Genomic DNA, 16,622 nt, shown 5'->3' on the forward strand with positions numbered 1-16,622 from the left:
CAGCGGAAACGCAGTCCTCAAGTCCGGAAAGACAACAGCTTCTTACCTGACCGCCTGCCGGACAGCCCGCTTCATGAAAGCGCGAGGTTAGGCCAGTGCTGTGCGGACAGCGCGGGCCATGGCTTCCTGGCGCAGGTACCGCCGGGCCGCGTGAGGGTCGTCACCGTTGTCGACCTGAATGTCTTGGACGCCTGTGGCTTTGCCTGACAGCCCCTGTCCAGCGGTGATGGGGTCCTTGGGGTCAAAAATATTCACCCAGGTGATAGAGGCCGGTAGCTGGAACTCACTGGTGACATCGAGGTGTCGCTTGACGGGGGGCCAATTGAGAGGGCTTCCACAGGTGATCAGGGTCCCCACGCCGCCACCGTTGGCGCCGGGCGCGGGGATCTCGCCCCTTTGGGACATGTCGTAGATGATTACGCTGCCCAGGGAGTGAGCGATCACCAGCCGCACGTCCGAGTCGGTGAGGGAGCCCACGATGCGCTGGCGCGCCTGCTCGGCCGCGGTCGGATTGTGGAGGTAGCCGTAAAGCTCGCGGATGCGCGTCACGATGGTCTCGCCCGCACCGCGCCCCCACTTGCCGTCCAGTCCTGCGAGCCATTGTGTAATCCGCGGCCGGACCCTGGGCGGAACGCCCAGGGTGCCGTCGGGCTCGGGCAGGTCCAGGTCGGGAGCGTATTCCTCCAGAGTCTCGACAACGAAGTTGATCTCGTTCGGGTCGGTCAAGTCGTCCAGGCCCGGCTGGCTCAGTTGGAACCGCTTCGTCTTGGGAAAGACGTCGCCGTAATAGGGAGTGAGCAGCCCTGGCACGTGAGCGGCTGCGCCGAAGTAACGGGTGATGCCGTAAGCGAGTGCCGTGCGCCAGTCGGTGCCCAGCTTGAGGGCGTTGGTGTCCCACTGACGAATGCCATGCACACCGACGATCTGAATGCTGCTCACTACTCCCCCATCGTGCACGTGACTGAGCTATCAATGGTATTGATGCGGCGCCCAACGTGTACCTGTTTTGGTTCCCGCCGCCCGTGCGGGACCGAGTGCCAGGGTCGTACAGTACGGAGATTGATCCCTGTGCAGAAGGAATGGGATGAGCGGCACGCCTTGTAATCGTCGGCGTCTGATCGTGATCGCTGTCAGCGACTACGGAGAGAATGACGAGTCATTCAAGAAGGCGATCGAGCAGCAGGTCGCCGTCGTGGCTGGCTGGTGGACCTCGACTGAGCTTGAACCGGACCGCCGTTTCGAGGTGGAGACGCCGCCGCAGAAGCTCTTGTCGCTGCGTCAGGTACGGGCGTTTCTACACGACAGCGATCTTGCCGAAGCCGACGATGACGACGCACTGGTCATCTATATCACCGGTCATGGCGAGCGGGGCGTGTCAGGTCGCCACTACCTTCGCCTCGCGCTGACCGAGGACGAACGGCTCCCCGGTACGGCGTTGACGACAAGCGAAGTAATCAGCGCAGCCCTGAGCAGCCGTTCCAGGCACGCCCTGATCATGGTGGACTCGTGCTTCTCGGGGACCTTGCGCAGTGAACTGAACAACCTTCTGGACGACCTCGGAAAGTCGCGGCGTCGACTCAACTCACTGGCGGTGGTCACGGCAGGGGACTTCGAGGACAGCCCCAACGTCGGCTCCTTCACCGAGCTAATCCAGCGTGCCCTGGCCAAGGTCGCGGACGAGCCGGCGGGCTTCGCTGATCCCTACCTGTCCTTTGATCAGTGGGAGGGCCTGCTTCAGGAGGCTCACGAAGAGCAGACGGGGTCTGCCGAGCCGTTGTGGGTGTGGCCGACCAGGCTCACCCAAGACCCGAGCCCGTGCCTGCCCAACCCACGCTACCGGTCCGACCAGCCCCTGTTCAGCCCAGCCCTGCAGGAGCTGTCAGTCCCGGCCGCTCTCTCCACGACCTACTGGCAGGACCGGGCGTCCGGCCGCGCCAGCAACGAGGACACCGGCTGGTACTTCAGAGGCCGTGCGGAGGCGATGCGGACGCTGTCCGGGTTCCTGCACGAGGGCGTGGGAACGCTGGTGGTCACCGGCGCCGCAGGCTCGGGAAAGTCGGCCCTGCTGGCGCGGCTGGTGACACTGACTGACCGGCTGTTCCTGGAGAACCCCCGGTACGCGGAACTGGCAGGAGAGGTCGCGCCGCAGGACCGCCCGGCGGTCGGCACGATCGACGCAGCCGTGCTCGCGCGCGGGAAGACTTCGCTCGACCTCCTGACCGATCTGCTCCAGACGTCGGGCGCAGCCCCGCCGCTCCCAGGGGAGGCTCCCCTCAAGGTGCTGCTCGACCACATTGAGCAGTTGGCGGACGGGCGTCCGGTGACGGTGGTCATCGACGGCCTGGACGAGGCTCAGGAGCCAGGAGCATGCCTGAGCGATGTTGTACTGCCGCTCGCACGTCTGCGCGACCACCGAGGCGTAGGGCTAACACGTCTCCTCCTGGGGATGCGCAGCTCCCCGACTTTCGGGAGCGCGGCCGAGCGCTTGCAGGACGGGCGCGCCGATGCGCTATTGGACACACTTCAGCGCGCCCTCGCCGATGATCGCGAGCCGGTGCCAACTCTGCTGCTGCGCACCGACGGCCCGGACTGCGAAGAGGACATCGCCGCCTACGCCGAGGCACTGCTGCTGGCCGGCCCCTCCGACGCGTACCGCGACCCGGCCACGGCGCGGGCCACGGCGGCCTCGATCGCTTCCGCGACGGTCCCCTCCTTCTTGGATGCGCGCCTGGCCGCTGACCAGTTACGCAACATCAGCGAAATCCAGAACCTGCAGGCACAGCGCTGGCAGGCCCGGCTGGCTTCCGGCACGGTCGCGCTATTGCGTGAGGATCTGCGTGACGTGGCCCTCAGCGGGGGGGGTGTCGGCGGATGTGCTGCTGGCCGCGCTTCGGGCGACCGCCTTCGCGTTCGGCGCGGGTCTGCCATGGGACAAAGTGTGGCCAGCCGCGGCCCGGGCTCTTCTGCCTGACGGCACGGAAGCGGACAGGGAGACGCTGGACGCGGCGATTCGCCTGATCAGGTCGAGTCGGCTCGACGGATACCTCGCCCGCGGCGAAGAAGACGGCCGCACCGTCTACCGGCCGGTTCACCAGCGCGTCACCGAGGAATTGCAGTCTTCGCCCAGGTCGTTCGCACTCTCGGCGCCGGGCTCAGCTTTGGTGCAGGTCGGCTCCCGCGCGCGCCGCGCGCGCCGGCGTATCGCGGAGGCGAGCCACCAGCGCATCACCCAGGTTCTCGCTCAGCTGGTCAGATCCGGCCGCCAAGAGACAGCGCATCCGTACATCCGGCGATACTTGGTCGCCCATGCCGATGCGGGTCATATGCTGCGGGACGAATGGCTACCCGTGCAACTGCTCAGCCAGGAGACATCGTTGACGTTGCGGTCCCGGCTGGGACTGCCGCTCCCTGCCGACAGTCCTTCACAGTCGTATCTGGCCGCAGCCGCTTTGATCGAGCCCTACATCACTTCATCGGTCGACTCGGGCTCGCGCGCTAGTAGCATCAATTTCCACATGTCGGCCTTTGGGCGGACCCGCCGTCTGGGACCGGGGACCGGGCCTGCAGTGCCCCAGAGCGTTTCGTGGGAGGCCGCGACCAATGTGTTGGCCTCGCCGCCGGGCGCCATCAAGACGCTGACACCCCTCGAACTCAACGACGGCAGAACGCTCCTGGCGGCGGGGACCAAGCACAGTGTGCACATCTGGGATGTTGCCTCGGGTCATCATCTCGTCGACCTTGACACCGGGATGGCGTTGGGGATGCGCCCGATCCGCGGCCGCAGCGGACGAGTGTTCCTCGCCGTCGCAGGCGTGCGGGGCGCTGCTGTGTACGATCCCCTGTCCGGTCTCCAGGTCGCCGGTACAGAGGACCTGCACCCTGTAATGGATCTGCAGGTACTGGCGGACGGGGACCAGCGCTGGCGTCTGCTGCTCCATACTCGCGACCAAGGCCTGCAACTGTGGCTGCCGGATCTCGGCTCACGCTTGCAGGCTCTCCCCAGAAGTGGCTTCCAGAGCGTAGTCATCCGCGATCACGACGGGCGCTGGCTCATCGTCCATAAGACCCGGACAGACTTCCGCGTGAGCGGTCTCGATGAGCCGTACGTCGGACCCAACCCCGGCCTGCCGCCAGACCGCCTGCTGCGGCTTATCCCCCGCGAGGGGGCAGCTGACCTGCTGATGGCTTATGGGGCGGGGCGAGGTGCGCTCCTCTGGGATCCACAGAGCGGCCATGTCAGCCAGATGTCAGGCGTTCCGCGGCACGTTCACTCGGTCCCTGACCGTGATGGGCCAACGTCGCTGGCAGGACTGAACGACGGCGGCTTGGCCGTCATCTGGCAGCAGCAGGGAGCTGACTGGCGTCCAGCCGCAGCAATGCGGGTCGGCCCCGTACACGCCGTGACAGCGCTGCCGAGCCGTCACGGCAGTTGGCGGCTGGCAACCGCCGGCGAGGACGGCATCCGGCTGTGGGAGCAACCAAAGGGCTCACGCCCAGCCAGTGACCAGATCCCAGCGAGGCGGCCCCGAGTCGATCGCGATGTGCGAGCCATCAGCCTCGGTTCGCTTGTCTATGGCGGCGAGCAGGCCTGGGCTCTCGGCACGATCGAGGGCGTGCAGCTCCTACGACGCGCCGACCTGCGGCTCATCCACCAACTAGGCGGCCGTCCCCCGGTCTACGACGTCTTCCCAGCTACCCCCGAACGAAACTCCGACCTTCTGGCGGTACGGACCGAGACCGCGATCGAAGTCTGGGACATTGCCAGCAACGAGATCACCTTGACTGTGCCGGTCGACCAACGGGCCCGGGCGTGTGCCGTCGAGCTCCGGCCCGATCCGCCCCACCACCTGACGGGCGGGCCCGCTTTGTGCGTGTCCACGCCGCAGGAAGGTCTGCGCGTGCACCAACTGCTCCCAGACACGACGCTCCCCGAGTGTTCCTTTGGCCTCTCGTCACGGATCACAAGTCTTGCTCCGGTGCCTTCTGAGGACCGCACACTCGTGGCGATCGGGGCCAGTCGATGGGTCTACGTATGGAACCTCGACCGCGACGCGGCGACGGCCCGGCTCAGCACAGGCACCCCGGCCCCCGTTGAAAGCTTGTGCACGCTCAACAGCCCGGACGGCCTTCTCCTCGCCGCCGCGAGCAGAGACGCGATTCATGTCTGGCACACCTCCGACTGGCGTCCGGTGGCAACCATCACCGCACTCGGCACGAAGAGGCTCAGCTACCTGGTCGGTAAGGACGGTGCCTCGCTGCTAGCGTCAGGCGATGGCCACAGCATCCGCATCTGGGATCCATGGACCGGCGCACCAGTCCATACTCTCCTCACGGCTGCGTCGGTCTACGCCCTCGCGGGCAATGAGAAAGATGGCACCCTGGCCTTCGGCGGCCCGGCCGGCTTTGCCGTCGTGGACTTTAGCGCCCTCGCACCCTAACCTTGATCTTTCTTGACGGTCCGCCGACTCCGTCGGCGGACCGTTTCGCTTTCTGTGGCTGATGGTGGGCAGGCCGACAGCGCGAGTGCCGCGTCGGGTGGGCGCCGGGTTCCACTGCTCCGGTGTGGTGGTGCGGGTCGTCGGGGTGGTCGGTGTGGCTGGTCAGCCGGGGCTCGGCAGGGCCTTGAGCCGGTCGATTGCCCGGGTGATCTCGTCGGTCCATAGCACCAGCCTGCACCTTCGGGCACTGGCGGAAGTGTTCGCCTTTACCCAGGCGGAGGGCGTCGAGCGACGTCTGTAGGTCCCCGAGGTGCAGGTCCGCAGGCTGCCTGCCGGGCCGGAGCGGATGGCCTGCCTTCGAGGCCAGCGAGAAGAGGCTGAACACGATGAAGGCCACTGCTATCGCCGCGACCAGCTGGGTCGCGCGCTATGGGGAGGTATTCTGCGGGCCCGTACGAATGCAGTAGCAGGAACCGTGATCCCGAACCTTTGTCGCGTGCGGCGGCCACAACAACGCATCGCCAGCTAACGTCGCCCGAGTCAGAAGCCAGCCTGCGCCAACGGCCTGTCCCTTTTCCCCGGCCGCAGCTTCGGGCCTACTTGTAACTCCCTCGTGCTACACGCGGGCCACTGGCGCTCAATCGACACTTGCTGCCATGCTTTTCGCCAATGGCGGCTAGCTTTCTCATGCCGACTGCCACTCAGGGGAGGGGGCAAGGTGCGAGGGCGTGTGCTGGGAATGGCCGTACTTGCCGGGACGGGAACAGTGCTTGCTGCGTTCTTGGGACTGGCAGCCAACAAGGCCACATCGGATGAACAATGGCCCGGACCACTCGATCTCTTACGGCAGCATCCATGGCCCTGGGTCGGTGTTTTGATAATCCTGTCGATTGCCGGGATGACGGTGACCGTGCGGATTCAGGAGGAGCCTACGGCAAACTGCGCTGACCCACCTGCACCACCCGTGATTCCGGGCTGGTTCGTGGACCGTTCCGAAGTCCACGAGACAGTGCGGGCGGTGTGTCGGGGCGGACGATCCGTGGCTATCACGACCTCTCTGTGGGGCGCGGGAGGGTTTGGAAAGACGACCCTCGCCACAGCGGTATGTGCGAACACGCGCGTCCAGCGGCACTTTCGCTCTCGCGTCTACATCGTGACGATCGGGCGCGATGTGCGCGGCCGCGCGGCGATTGCATCCAAAGTGGCAGAGGTTACCCGATTTGTCACTGGAGACCAGACCGCCTTCGAAGACCCGGACTTGGCGGGCTCGCACCTCGGTCGCCTACTCGACAGGCAGCCAAGGACTCTTGTGTTCCTGGACGATGTCTGGGAGGAGGCGCAGCTTCGTCCCTTCCTCCTCGGTGGTGAGCGTTGCGTGCGTCTGGTCACCACGCGCAACCCGGAACTGATCTCTCCTGATGCGCCGCGGATCCACGTGGACCAGATGTCGCTTGAACAGGCTTTTGCCGTGCTGACCTGGAACCTACCGCCTCTCCCGGCCGTTCTGGCATCGGATCTATTGCAGGCGACTGGTCGTTGGGCCCTGCTTCTACGCCTGACCAATCGGCTGATCGCCGAACAGGTTGCCACCGCGGTCGGTGTCACACAAGCGGCTACCGAAGTCCTGGAACAGCTGCGGTCCCAGGGGCCGAATGCCTTCGCAGATCCGGACATGCCCTGGGACCTAGATGATCCTCAGATGCGCAGTCGAGCTGTCCGGGCTTCCATCGAGGCTGCCACCACCCGACTCCCTTCCGGAGGGGATCGGCGATTCGCCGAGTTGGGCATATTCGCCGAGGACGAAAGCATCCCTGTCCCCCTCGTCATTCTGCTCTGGAAGACCACTGGTGGACTGACCGAGCAGAAGTCCCGCTCTCTCTGCCGGAAGATGGAACGACTGTCCCTCCTGACTATCACTCCTGTGGACGACGGCCGGATCCGTCTCCACGATGTCATCCGGGACTACCTGCGCAGCGAGCTCGGCGACAGTGCACTGACCGACGTGAACGCACAACTGCTAGACGCGGTCGGTGACACGCTCCCCCAGGCCTCACCGCTCACTCCGGCAACCCTGGCGCCTGAACGGGCCTGGTGGGAAAACAAAGACGGATACCTCCGAGACCATCTCATCTCCCATCTCCTTGCGGCTGGCCGCGATACTCAGGCGCTGTCCGTAGCCGGGGACCTTCGCTGGATCGAATCGCGCCTCGTCTCCCGGGGCGCCAACGCCCCCCAAGGCGACCTCGCACGCATTCCCGTCGCCCGCGCTCAGGCCCTGGCCTACGACCTCACGCTCGTGGCCCACCTTCTGACTCCCACAACGCCCTCTAAGGCTGTCATCGCAGTGCTGCACAGCCGCCTGCCGCCTCACTCCCAGTGGCGCGACCAGATCACAGCCCGCCAACAAGATCCGGCACTGCGCCCACTCTTGGCAAACCGATGGCCGCCCCCGGACTACGCAGGCACCCGGCTCCACCACCCCGACCGCGCCAAGCCCGTCGAGGCGGTGGCCATCTCTGCCGACAACACGTGGCTCGCTACCGGGGGTTTCGACCGATCAGTACGAATCTGGCACCCTTCCACAGGCAACTGCATCGCGCTCGGTGACCACTACGCTGCCATCGATCCAACCCGCCGGAGAGGTCACGCAAGCACCGTTCGCGCTGTAGCAATCGCCCGTAGCGGAACCTGGCTCGCCACGTCGAGCGACGACAACAGTGTGCGTATCTGGGACCCAGGCAGCGGAGACGTCTCTGCGGTTCTGCGTCACACCAGCGCAGTAAGGGCCGTAGCCATTGCGCCGCATAGCGCGTGGCTCGCCACGACAAGCGACGATCAGACGGCTCGGGTCTGGGACCGGAGCACACAAAGCATTCGCAGTGCCTTCAACGGCCATGCTGGCGCGGTGCGTTCAGTTGCGATCTCACCTGACGCTACATGGGTGGCCACCGGAGGCGACGACGCAACCGTACAGATCTGGGACCCGTCCAGCGGAGAGGTATCCCTGGTCCTCGGCGGCCACACGGGCGCCGTACGGTCCGTGGCGATCTCACCCGACGGTGCATGGATGGCATCGGGCAGCGAGGACACGACCGTCAAGATTTGGGACCCGCGCAGTGGACAACTCTCCGCGAACCTGGAGGGCCACTCTGGCGCCGTGCGGTCCGTTGCCATCTCACCCAGTGGCACCTGGATCGCGACCGCAAGCGATGACTGGTCCGTGCGTATCTGGGACGTAGCCTCAGAGTCTCTTATCTCACTACAGCGCGCCAACAGGCCATTCCATAGCTGTGCTTGGGGTTCAGAGGGACTCGTGGTTGCCGGCGGAGCCTTGGGTCTCTACCTCTTTTCTCTCCTCACCTGACGAGCATCAAGGGTGTGACGCCTGCCACGGCTGGCCGCGGCTGCTGCCCTTCGAGCCTGCCGCGGCCCGAGGGCAAGCAGTGCGACGAGTACCCCTTCGCCTCGACCTGGGAGGGGGCCAAGACCAGCGGCAGTTACAGTCGGCGATGATCACGGCACCGCAGAACGAAGGCGGCGGCCGGGCTCTGGGCAGCTTCTACTTGTACAACCGCATCATCGAGAAGGACCGGTTCCTGGTATGTATGGGGGTTTCCCCTGGTCGTGAACACCTTGGACACTGGATCTATGAAGTTCCAGAGATCAGGAGTTCCCGTTGGGGACCTACAAGTACTCGGCTGAGTTCCGGGCCGACGCCGTCGCGCTGTACCGCGCCAGCCCGGGGCGTCCGGTGACGGCCGTAGCCAAGGATCTGGGCGTGAACCACGAGACGCTGCGCCCGTGGATCAAGGCCGCCCGAGGAGTCCGAAACGCCGTCAGTGCGGGCTGAGGCGGACAAGGACGCCGAGATCGCTGCCCTGCGCGGGCAGGTGCGCGAGCTGGAACTGGAGCGCGAGATCCTGCGCCGGGCGGCCAAGTATTTCGCGGGCGAGACCAGCTGGCGAGCCGCTTCCAGTTCGTCGATGACCATCGCGACACCTTCGAGGTGAAGCGGCTGTGCAGGGTCGTGGAAGTCTCGCGCTCCGGCTACTACCGGTGGCGGGCCGCCACCGGCGCCCGCGTCGAGCGGGCTCTCGGCGATGCCGAGCTGACCGGGAAGATCCGCGAGATCCACACCGAATGGGACGGCACCTGCGGCTCCCCGCGCATCACCGCCGAGCTGCGGGCCGAGGGCTGACGGGTCAACCACAAGCGCGTGATGCGCGAGGCCGGCATCGTCGGCGTGCACCTGCGCAAGAAGGTCACCACCACCGTGCCCGCCCCGCACGCGGCCCAGGTCCCCGACCTCCTGCAGCGTGACTTCACCGCGAGCGACCCGAACACCAATTACGTCGGCGATGGCCAATTCCTCTACCTGGCAACGGTGTTGGACCTCCGTTCAAAGCGCCTGGCGGGCTGGGCGATCGCCGATCACACGCGCACCGAGCTGGTCACCGACGCGCCCGAAGCCGCCGCCCGCACCCGCTGCGGCGACCTGGCCGGGGCGGTCTTACGGCGGCAACGGAGCCCAGTACGCCTCGCAGGACTTCGCGAACGCATGCCGCAAATTCCGCGTGATCCGCTCTCGCGGAGCGGTCGGGACAAGTGCGGACAACGCCGCTGCGGAGAGCTTCAACGCGGCCCTGAAGCGGGAGACCCTGCAGGGACGGAAACGCTGGCCAGGAGTACGCAAGGCCCGCCTCGCAGTCTTCCGCTGGATCACCTGCTGCAACACCAGGCGAAGGCATTCAGCGATCGGCCAGGTCAGCCCGATCGCCTTCGAACAACGAACGGTTACGCTGACCTCTGCCGCATAGCAAACGGTGTCCACGGCTCAGGGGAAGCCCCGTATGTGCGGGGTGACGTTCTTGCCGGCCAGGACAGGGCATTGCTCCGCAGCCGCGGGCAGGTACTTGCGGAGGAGGTCGGCAACGGCATTCGGCTCACGGCGAAGGGATGAGCAACTTGGACGCGTGCCGCGCGATGGGCGTCAAGGGCACGACCTGCTACCGATGGAGCTACGAGTGGAAGGGCATCAACGGCACCCGCCGGCTTCCCGCGTGCGAGGTGCATGACACGCCTTTTCTGCCGCAGAACCCTCGAAGCCGTACCTGGCCTGAAGAGATTCGCGATCACGCGCCAAGACGTCTCCGTCGCCTGAGGGCGGGGCTAGTACGCTGACGGTGTACCGGACCGAGAGCTTGTGGAACAACCCTGTTGGGTTGTGGGGCACCTCATGGGGGCCGGCGCCGTATGCGTCGCTCAACCCGTGGTGAACCGCCAGGGTATGACCGAAATTCATCCAGAGGTCGGTGGCGTGACGTGGTGGCGAAGGTGCCCGAGTCACGTCGAGGAAGAAGGTTCCCTCGTCTGGTGGGATTGAAGTCCACTGGCCGTTGCGTGGCACGTCGATGTAGCGGTTCAGTCCCCGGCGGTCGTTCTGGAACTTCGTGAGGCTGGCGAGCATCTGAAGGGTGCCTTGGCCGTCTGCGGCCTTGACCTCGTCGATGGTGATTTTGAGTGTGCGGTACGGCGACTTCACGTGTTCCGGCACCACCATGCGGTGCAGGATCTTGCTGAACGCGATGTGGCCGGCTGCGTTGGGGTGGGCGGTACCCTCAGCGTCGCCCTGCGTCCTCAGCGAGGTTTCCAAGCTGGTGAACCAACTCGGGGTCGCGCAGTAGGCATGCGGAAGGAAGTCGTGCTCCAGACGGTCCACGAAGTTCCACCGGTACCCCATACGGTCGAGCATCGTTGCCATGTTCTCGATGTGGCGGTTGAGTTGGTTGCCATAGACATTCATCTCGCTTTCCTCCACCTCGTCGATCCCTATGCCCGGTTCCCCGAGCAGTCCGCACCCCCCGCCCTCGAAGACTTCGCCCGGGTAGTCGTTGATGTAGACCTCCCTGGCGTCTGGAAGCTCGCGTTTGATGGCAACCGCAAGGTTGAGGTACTTCACGGGGAGGGTATTGATCGCTTCCGCGATCCCGCCTTTCGTCACGCACTTCTCGGAGTCGCGAGAGAGGTTGTTGTTGAACGCGCAGCGCCCGATGATGGAGCTGAAGTCCAGGTCGTTGATCCCGGCTGAGAGCAGCAAGGAATCAATGGGCCGGGGGTCGCCGTCAGAGTTGGGACCGAACAGACTCGCCACCGCGCCCACCTGCCCGAGCACCTTTTCGTCTGGCCGAGGGATGAGGTCGGCTACCGTCGCGCCCGAGCAGGCGACACTGACGAAGGTCACAGATGTCTTGGGATCCGCGTCCTCGAATGCCTTGGCCGCCTGTGACGGTCCGCTCTTGGCCGACCGGTGACAGCGCCGGTCCTTCCACACGGCGGCTCGCTTCGTGACGACATGTGCGGGCGGCCAAGCGAAGTCGGGGTCGAAGGAATACGACCCAGGGACGTCGGGGGTGCCCTCGCCCGATGCTAGCGAGTCCCCCATCGACACGATCAGATAGTCGCGGATGCCCACGTTCATGCTGACGGATGCGCTCACGCCGTCAGCCGCCCCCCAGTCGGTGTGCAAGGTCAGGGTCGCCTTGTACAGGCCCTGGGCCGGTAAGATCTTGGGGATCTGGAGTCGGCACGACGTGCTGTTGAATGTCCGCTGCCAGGGCTTGCCCGTCTGGCGAACTGTGAACGTGTATTTCTGGATCCGACGCACAGCGGTCGACGCGCAGCCGTCGAGGTTCAGGCCCCACGAGTTAGGCTTCACGATTCCCTGATCGTAGGTCGCGCTGGTCTCGTTGTAGGCTGCCCAGCTGTCTTCGAACCGACGCGGAACACTCCAATCGAGGACTGGCTTGGCGGTCGAGTCGAAGATGAGGTCGCCCGGGGGGTCGTCGGGCGTGCACGACGACAAGGCGGGTACAGCGAGGGCGGTGGTTGCGGCGAGAGCGACCCAGCGTGCCCACCTGAGTGGTTGGTCCGTTGGATGGGTTTCTCGCCTCTTGCGGATAGTGGTTTTGAGCACGAGGTCCTCCGTCAGCGGGTGGTGTGCGGTGGCCGTCTCGGCCTGGACCGGTGTGGCGGCGTCAGGCAAGACCTAGGTGGTGAAACCAGGGACGACCGGTGGGATGGTCGCCAGGGTCCGTGGAACGTGCGCCGAGGCCGGGGCCGCACCTGCTGCGGACGATGTCGTCGCTCTCCGCGTCCTTCGTGGCCAAGCTGTCTTCGCTGCCGCTGTGACCGCTGCCGGATGTAACCGGCGGTACGGCGTTGCTCGGATTGCGGCTGCGCAGGCGGCTGTGATGGCGCGGCGTGTTACCAGGCGGATGTGCTTCATGGCCCCCCACGGGGTTTGGACACGGCGTGGATCTGCCGCGCCCACGGTGGTACAGCAGCCACATTGCAGTCCCGGTGTCCTGGGCCGCATGGGGCGAACGTCCCGGACGCTCGGGCACCTTGGCCGGCGCTGGCTCGGTTCAGTCGAATGGGAGGGTGAGACCCGCGTTACGGGCCTGCTGTCCGGCCTGAGCACGGTCGCGGGCAGGGAGCTTGGCCAAGATGGCCGAGACGTGATTGCGCGCCGTCTTGCCACTGATCCCCAACCGCTGAGCAATGGCCTGGTTGGAGCAGTTGGTGGCCAGCAGGGCGAGCACCTGGTGCTCTCGGTCGGTCAGTTGGGGGAACGGTTGGCGCCGTAGGTGGTCTGAGGACAGACGGGCTCGTATCCGGTCGCTCAGCCTCGGGTCGAAGAACATCGCACCGCGGGCAACGGTGCGCACTGCCTCCAAGATGGTGGCCGGCTCGGCGTGCTTGGACAGGTAGCCCAAGGCGCCAGCGTGCATCGCAGCGGTCAGCCGTTGGTCATCCTCATGAGCTGTGAGGATCAGCACCCGGACCGGCGGCTCCAGGCGGTGGAGCTGTCGGGCCGTCTCGATGCCGTCCTGGTCAGGCATCTCGATGTCCAAGACGGCAACGTCGGGACGGTGTTCCAAGGCTGCCTGCGCGGCCTGCAGGCCCGTGCGGACAGTCGCCACCACCCGCATGTCCTCGGTGGCCGAAAGTCGGGCGGCGAGCCCGTCGAGGAACACGGGATGGTCCTCAGCGATCAAGACGGTTATCGGCCTGGTGTTCATGGCGCCTGCCGGGTGAGGGGGTCTGGCGGTGGGCACGGCAGGGCTGCCTGCACGATGGTGCCGCCGCCGCGCCGGCCGTGGATGGTGCATCGCCCGCCTAGTTCCTCGGCGCGTTCGCGCATCGACCGCAGCCCAAATCCCCGGTCGCGGTCGTCGATCGTGTCCGGGAACCCGACACCGTCATCGATCACGTCTAGGTGCAGCCGCGGCGTTTCCTCACCGAGCGCCGACGGACGGGGCAGGTCGGGCGTGGCGGTGACGGTGATGCGCACCAGGCATCTCGATGCGTGCGCGTGGCGGATGCAGTTGGCCATTGCCTCTAGCGCGATGTGATACGCCGCGACTTCGACGGCGGCCGGCAGCCCGACGGCCTGAGCAGGGCCTTCCACCTCTAGGCGCACCGTGTCGGCAGCATCTGCCGACAGGTCGTGCGCCTTGACACGTATTGCCCCCATGAGGCCGAGGGAGTCCAGCGCGGGAGGCCGCAAGCCCTCGACCAGCAGACGCAGGTCGTGTGCGGCGGCACGCATGCCGGCCGCGCTCTCGCACAGCAGACGGTGGGCGCGCTCGAAGCGATCCTGCTCGACGTGGTGCGAGACCAGCATGCTCGCGTCCTCATCAGCTGGCGGCACGGAGGCGGCGTGGCCGCGCCAACTGTCGAGCAAGGCGAGGGCTGCCTCGGTCTTCAAGGACAGCCCGGTCAGCGTAGGGCTGAGCCCGTCGTGGAGATCTCGGCGCAGCCGTCGGCGTTCGTCCTCGCGAGTGGCAACGGCAGCGGTGCGCGAGCGCAACACCTCATCATGCAGAGCCACTGCCTGCACGGCTGGGCCGAGTTGCGCGGCCACTTCGCCTAAGAGAGTGAGATCAGATGCGGACAGCGGCTCGTCGACCTCGCGGGCCGAGACGGCCAGGCGGCCCACGGTGCGGCCGTGGTGATACATCAGCTGGCTGTAGTAGGCGCCAACCGGGGTGCCCAGGTGCTCAGCGGTGCGAAAGCCGCCCGGCGCGGTCGGATCGGCGAACTCGACGGCTGCGTAGGGCAGCTGTAATGCCCGGGTGACGGCAGCCACCACATGAGGCAGCGCCTGTTGGGGAGACGGAATCTGGGCCAACGCTCGGCCCAGCGCACGCAGTGCCTCAGCAGGTTGCTCCCGTCCACCGAACAACCGTTGAGCGGCACCGCGGCGGATCGCTTCGCGTAACGGCAAGGCAAGCAGCGCTACCGACACCGCTGCGGCAGCGGCGACGGTGGTGTCGGACGCCGCCGTAGTTGCTGCCGCTACGGTGACCGACATGTAACAGCCGAACAGCATGGCCGCCAGGACGGTGTAAGCCACGGCTCGGCTGACGAAGCGCTCGATGGCGTACAGGTGATAGCGGAGTATCGCAACGACGATTCCGACTAGGATGGGCAGGCCAGCCAAGCCGACCCACGCGATGGTGGTGGGCCGGTGGCCGACGACGATGTCGGGGACGAGCCACAGCGCGAACAAGCCCAGTCCGGACAGCAGCCCGCCACCGAGCACCCAGCGAAGGGGACGGCGGCGCTCGGGTCCCGCCTGGCGGTAGACGCGCAGCGCGAGGTATCCGGCCACGATCCAGCATGCGACGGTGATGGCTTCCTGCCCAGCGTGGATCAGCCCGATCGCCGGCATCCCCGACGGGCCCAGGACCAGTACACTCCCGGTCCAGCTGGCGAGCAGTAGCAACGGCCCGCCGTAGGCGGCGGCGCGAAGCCAGCGATAGTTGCCCGACCAGTGAGTTCGCAGGGGAACCAGGGCAAGGGCCACCATGGATCCCCAGGCGAGCGACCCGCCGCCGACGGTTGCGATGTGGTACAGCCAAAACAGTGGACTCCCAGTCGCCACATCCAGCGCTGACATCCCGACCGCTGGCCCGGCGATCAACCACGCGAACGTGCCGGCGAATCCGAGAAGCAAGGGGGCTCCCGTGGGGGCTGTCGGCCGACGGGCACGCAACCATAAGGCCAGCACACCCAGAAAGCTCAGATAAATCAGAGGCCCGGAGAAGGTGATCAGCTGCCTACCCAATGGCGGACGAGCTAAGGACAGTTCTACCTCCGTCGGCGCTCCGTCCCGCAACAGCTCATAGTGCAGCACCGTGCCGGAACGCAGTGGCTGATCTGGCACCGAGCCCAAGCCTTCGGCCAGGGAGTATCCCTCGATTGCGATGACCACGTCGTCGTTTCTGATCTGTTCCGCGTGGGAAAACCATTGGCCCACCACAAGCCCTGCAGGCAGCCAATCGGCGCGCGAATACCGCACATCTGTTCCATCGCATGGAGTATCCAAACGGAGGGCGAAGCCCCAGCAGCCCAAGGCGACAAGGGCTCCTGCCAGCACCGTGGCGGATGGAACCCGGGAAGGCAGCGCGAAAAAATTTAGCGCCCGCACGCTCACATGATGAAGCTGTCAGCATGCCGCCGCAACACCCCTACAGACGTGCGTACTTAGGTAGCCACGCCGCGCCGATCAAGTTCAAGGTGAAGAGCCTCCCGTAGAAAGCCGAGCGTAGCTGCAACGACCGATCCGTCAGCCACCGTCAGTGGCCCGGACGAACTCCCCCACCTGCTCCGCGGTCAACTGCCCCGGAGCCAGCCCGTTGCGTTCCAGCCAGCGGCTCAGGTCCGCCAGTACGTAGGCATGATCCTGAGAGGACCGCGGCGTGAACCCGCGCCGCACCAACTCCAACCGGAACGGATGAACCGACAGGGCCAGCGGCCCCGCCACCCGCACCGGATACCGACCATCCGTCGCCACCGAGGAGATCCCCCGCCATCATGTTCACTCCCGAGGAACAAACCGCACTCGCCGCCCACGCTGCCGCTTTGAATCTCTCCGCCACTGAGTACATCCGGCAGACGGTGGCCGACCGAGCTCTGTCCTGGCACCGTGAGCAGGACACCTTCCGTGCGATCGCGCAGCGGCGCGGCTGTACCGTCGAGGAGCTGCTGCAGCGCGGTTCCCTCACCGACGACAGCCTCTGAGCAGTTCCAGCAGCACCCACCACGTCTGGTGCTGGTAGCCCAGCGCGCCGGCCGCAGCACTGTGCGCAGGCTCACCCATACAGCCGCCCCCTCCCC

Annotated in this window: 10 protein-coding genes and 1 pseudogene; 6 read left to right on the forward strand and 5 right to left on the reverse strand. The window is 66.1% G+C overall.

What is annotated here, in order from left to right; translation table 11 throughout:
- Positions 1-87: 87 nt before the first annotated feature.
- Positions 88-939 carry a hypothetical protein gene (locus OG595_RS00335; RefSeq protein ID WP_329266616.1) on the reverse strand — a complete coding sequence of 284 codons (852 nt, stop codon included), beginning with the start codon at positions 937-939 and terminating at the stop codon, positions 88-90.
- A 145-nt stretch (positions 940-1,084) separates the two neighbouring features.
- Here OG595_RS00335 and OG595_RS00340 point away from each other — a divergent pair, with 145 nt between their 5' ends.
- The 5 genes and pseudogenes from OG595_RS00340 to OG595_RS00355 all read left to right on the forward strand — a co-directional run bounded on the left by OG595_RS00340 (position 1,085) and on the right by OG595_RS00355 (position 10,255).
- Positions 1,085-2,971, forward strand: coding sequence for an ATP-binding protein (locus tag OG595_RS00340; protein WP_329266618.1), 1,887 nt, complete (start codon positions 1,085-1,087; stop codon positions 2,969-2,971).
- Positions 2,874-5,438, forward strand: a complete 2,565-nt coding sequence (locus OG595_RS00345) for a WD40 repeat domain-containing protein (protein ID WP_329266620.1) — start codon at positions 2,874-2,876, stop codon at positions 5,436-5,438. Before OG595_RS00340 ends, OG595_RS00345 begins: the two co-directional genes overlap by 98 nt.
- Positions 5,439-6,477: 1,039 nt before the next feature.
- Positions 6,478-8,802 carry an NB-ARC domain-containing protein gene (locus tag OG595_RS00350; RefSeq protein ID WP_443072930.1) on the forward strand — a complete coding sequence of 775 codons (2,325 nt, stop codon included), beginning with the start codon at positions 6,478-6,480 and terminating at the stop codon, positions 8,800-8,802.
- 14 nt (positions 8,803-8,816) lie between these two features.
- The gene (locus tag OG595_RS45245) at positions 8,817-8,951 is read left to right on the forward strand and encodes a NucA/NucB deoxyribonuclease domain-containing protein (protein WP_443072931.1); all 135 of its coding nucleotides are present in this window, start codon (positions 8,817-8,819) and stop codon (positions 8,949-8,951) included.
- A 163-nt stretch (positions 8,952-9,114) separates the two neighbouring features.
- Positions 9,115-10,255 (forward strand): annotated as a pseudogene (locus OG595_RS00355) (IS3 family transposase).
- Between the two features lie 218 nt (positions 10,256-10,473).
- Here OG595_RS00355 and OG595_RS00360 read toward each other — a convergent pair.
- The 4 genes from OG595_RS00360 to OG595_RS00375 all read right to left on the reverse strand — a co-directional run bounded on the left by OG595_RS00360 (position 10,474) and on the right by OG595_RS00375 (position 16,299).
- Positions 10,474-12,480 carry a hypothetical protein gene (locus tag OG595_RS00360; protein WP_329266622.1) on the reverse strand — a complete coding sequence of 669 codons (2,007 nt, stop codon included), beginning with the start codon at positions 12,478-12,480 and terminating at the stop codon, positions 10,474-10,476.
- A gap of 382 nt (positions 12,481-12,862) precedes the next feature.
- The gene (locus tag OG595_RS00365) at positions 12,863-13,609 is read right to left on the reverse strand and encodes a response regulator transcription factor (protein ID WP_329266624.1); all 747 of its coding nucleotides are present in this window, start codon (positions 13,607-13,609) and stop codon (positions 12,863-12,865) included.
- Positions 13,516-15,804 (reverse strand): sensor histidine kinase, encoded by a 2,289-nt coding sequence (locus OG595_RS00370; RefSeq protein WP_329266626.1) that lies wholly within the window; start codon positions 15,802-15,804, stop codon positions 13,516-13,518. Before OG595_RS00370 ends, OG595_RS00365 begins: the two co-directional genes overlap by 94 nt.
- Before the next feature lie 267 nt (positions 15,805-16,071).
- On the reverse strand, positions 16,072-16,299 hold the full coding sequence (locus tag OG595_RS00375) for a hypothetical protein (RefSeq protein ID WP_329266628.1): 228 nt from the start codon (positions 16,297-16,299) through the stop codon (positions 16,072-16,074).
- A gap of 20 nt (positions 16,300-16,319) precedes the next feature.
- Here OG595_RS00375 and OG595_RS00380 point away from each other — a divergent pair, with 20 nt between their 5' ends.
- Positions 16,320-16,526 (forward strand): hypothetical protein, encoded by a 207-nt coding sequence (locus OG595_RS00380; protein WP_329266629.1) that lies wholly within the window; start codon positions 16,320-16,322, stop codon positions 16,524-16,526.
- Positions 16,527-16,622 lie beyond the last annotated feature (96 nt).

It is taken from the genome of Streptomyces sp. NBC_01451 (assembly GCF_036227485.1).
GTDB lineage: Bacteria > Actinomycetota > Actinomycetes > Streptomycetales > Streptomycetaceae > Streptomyces.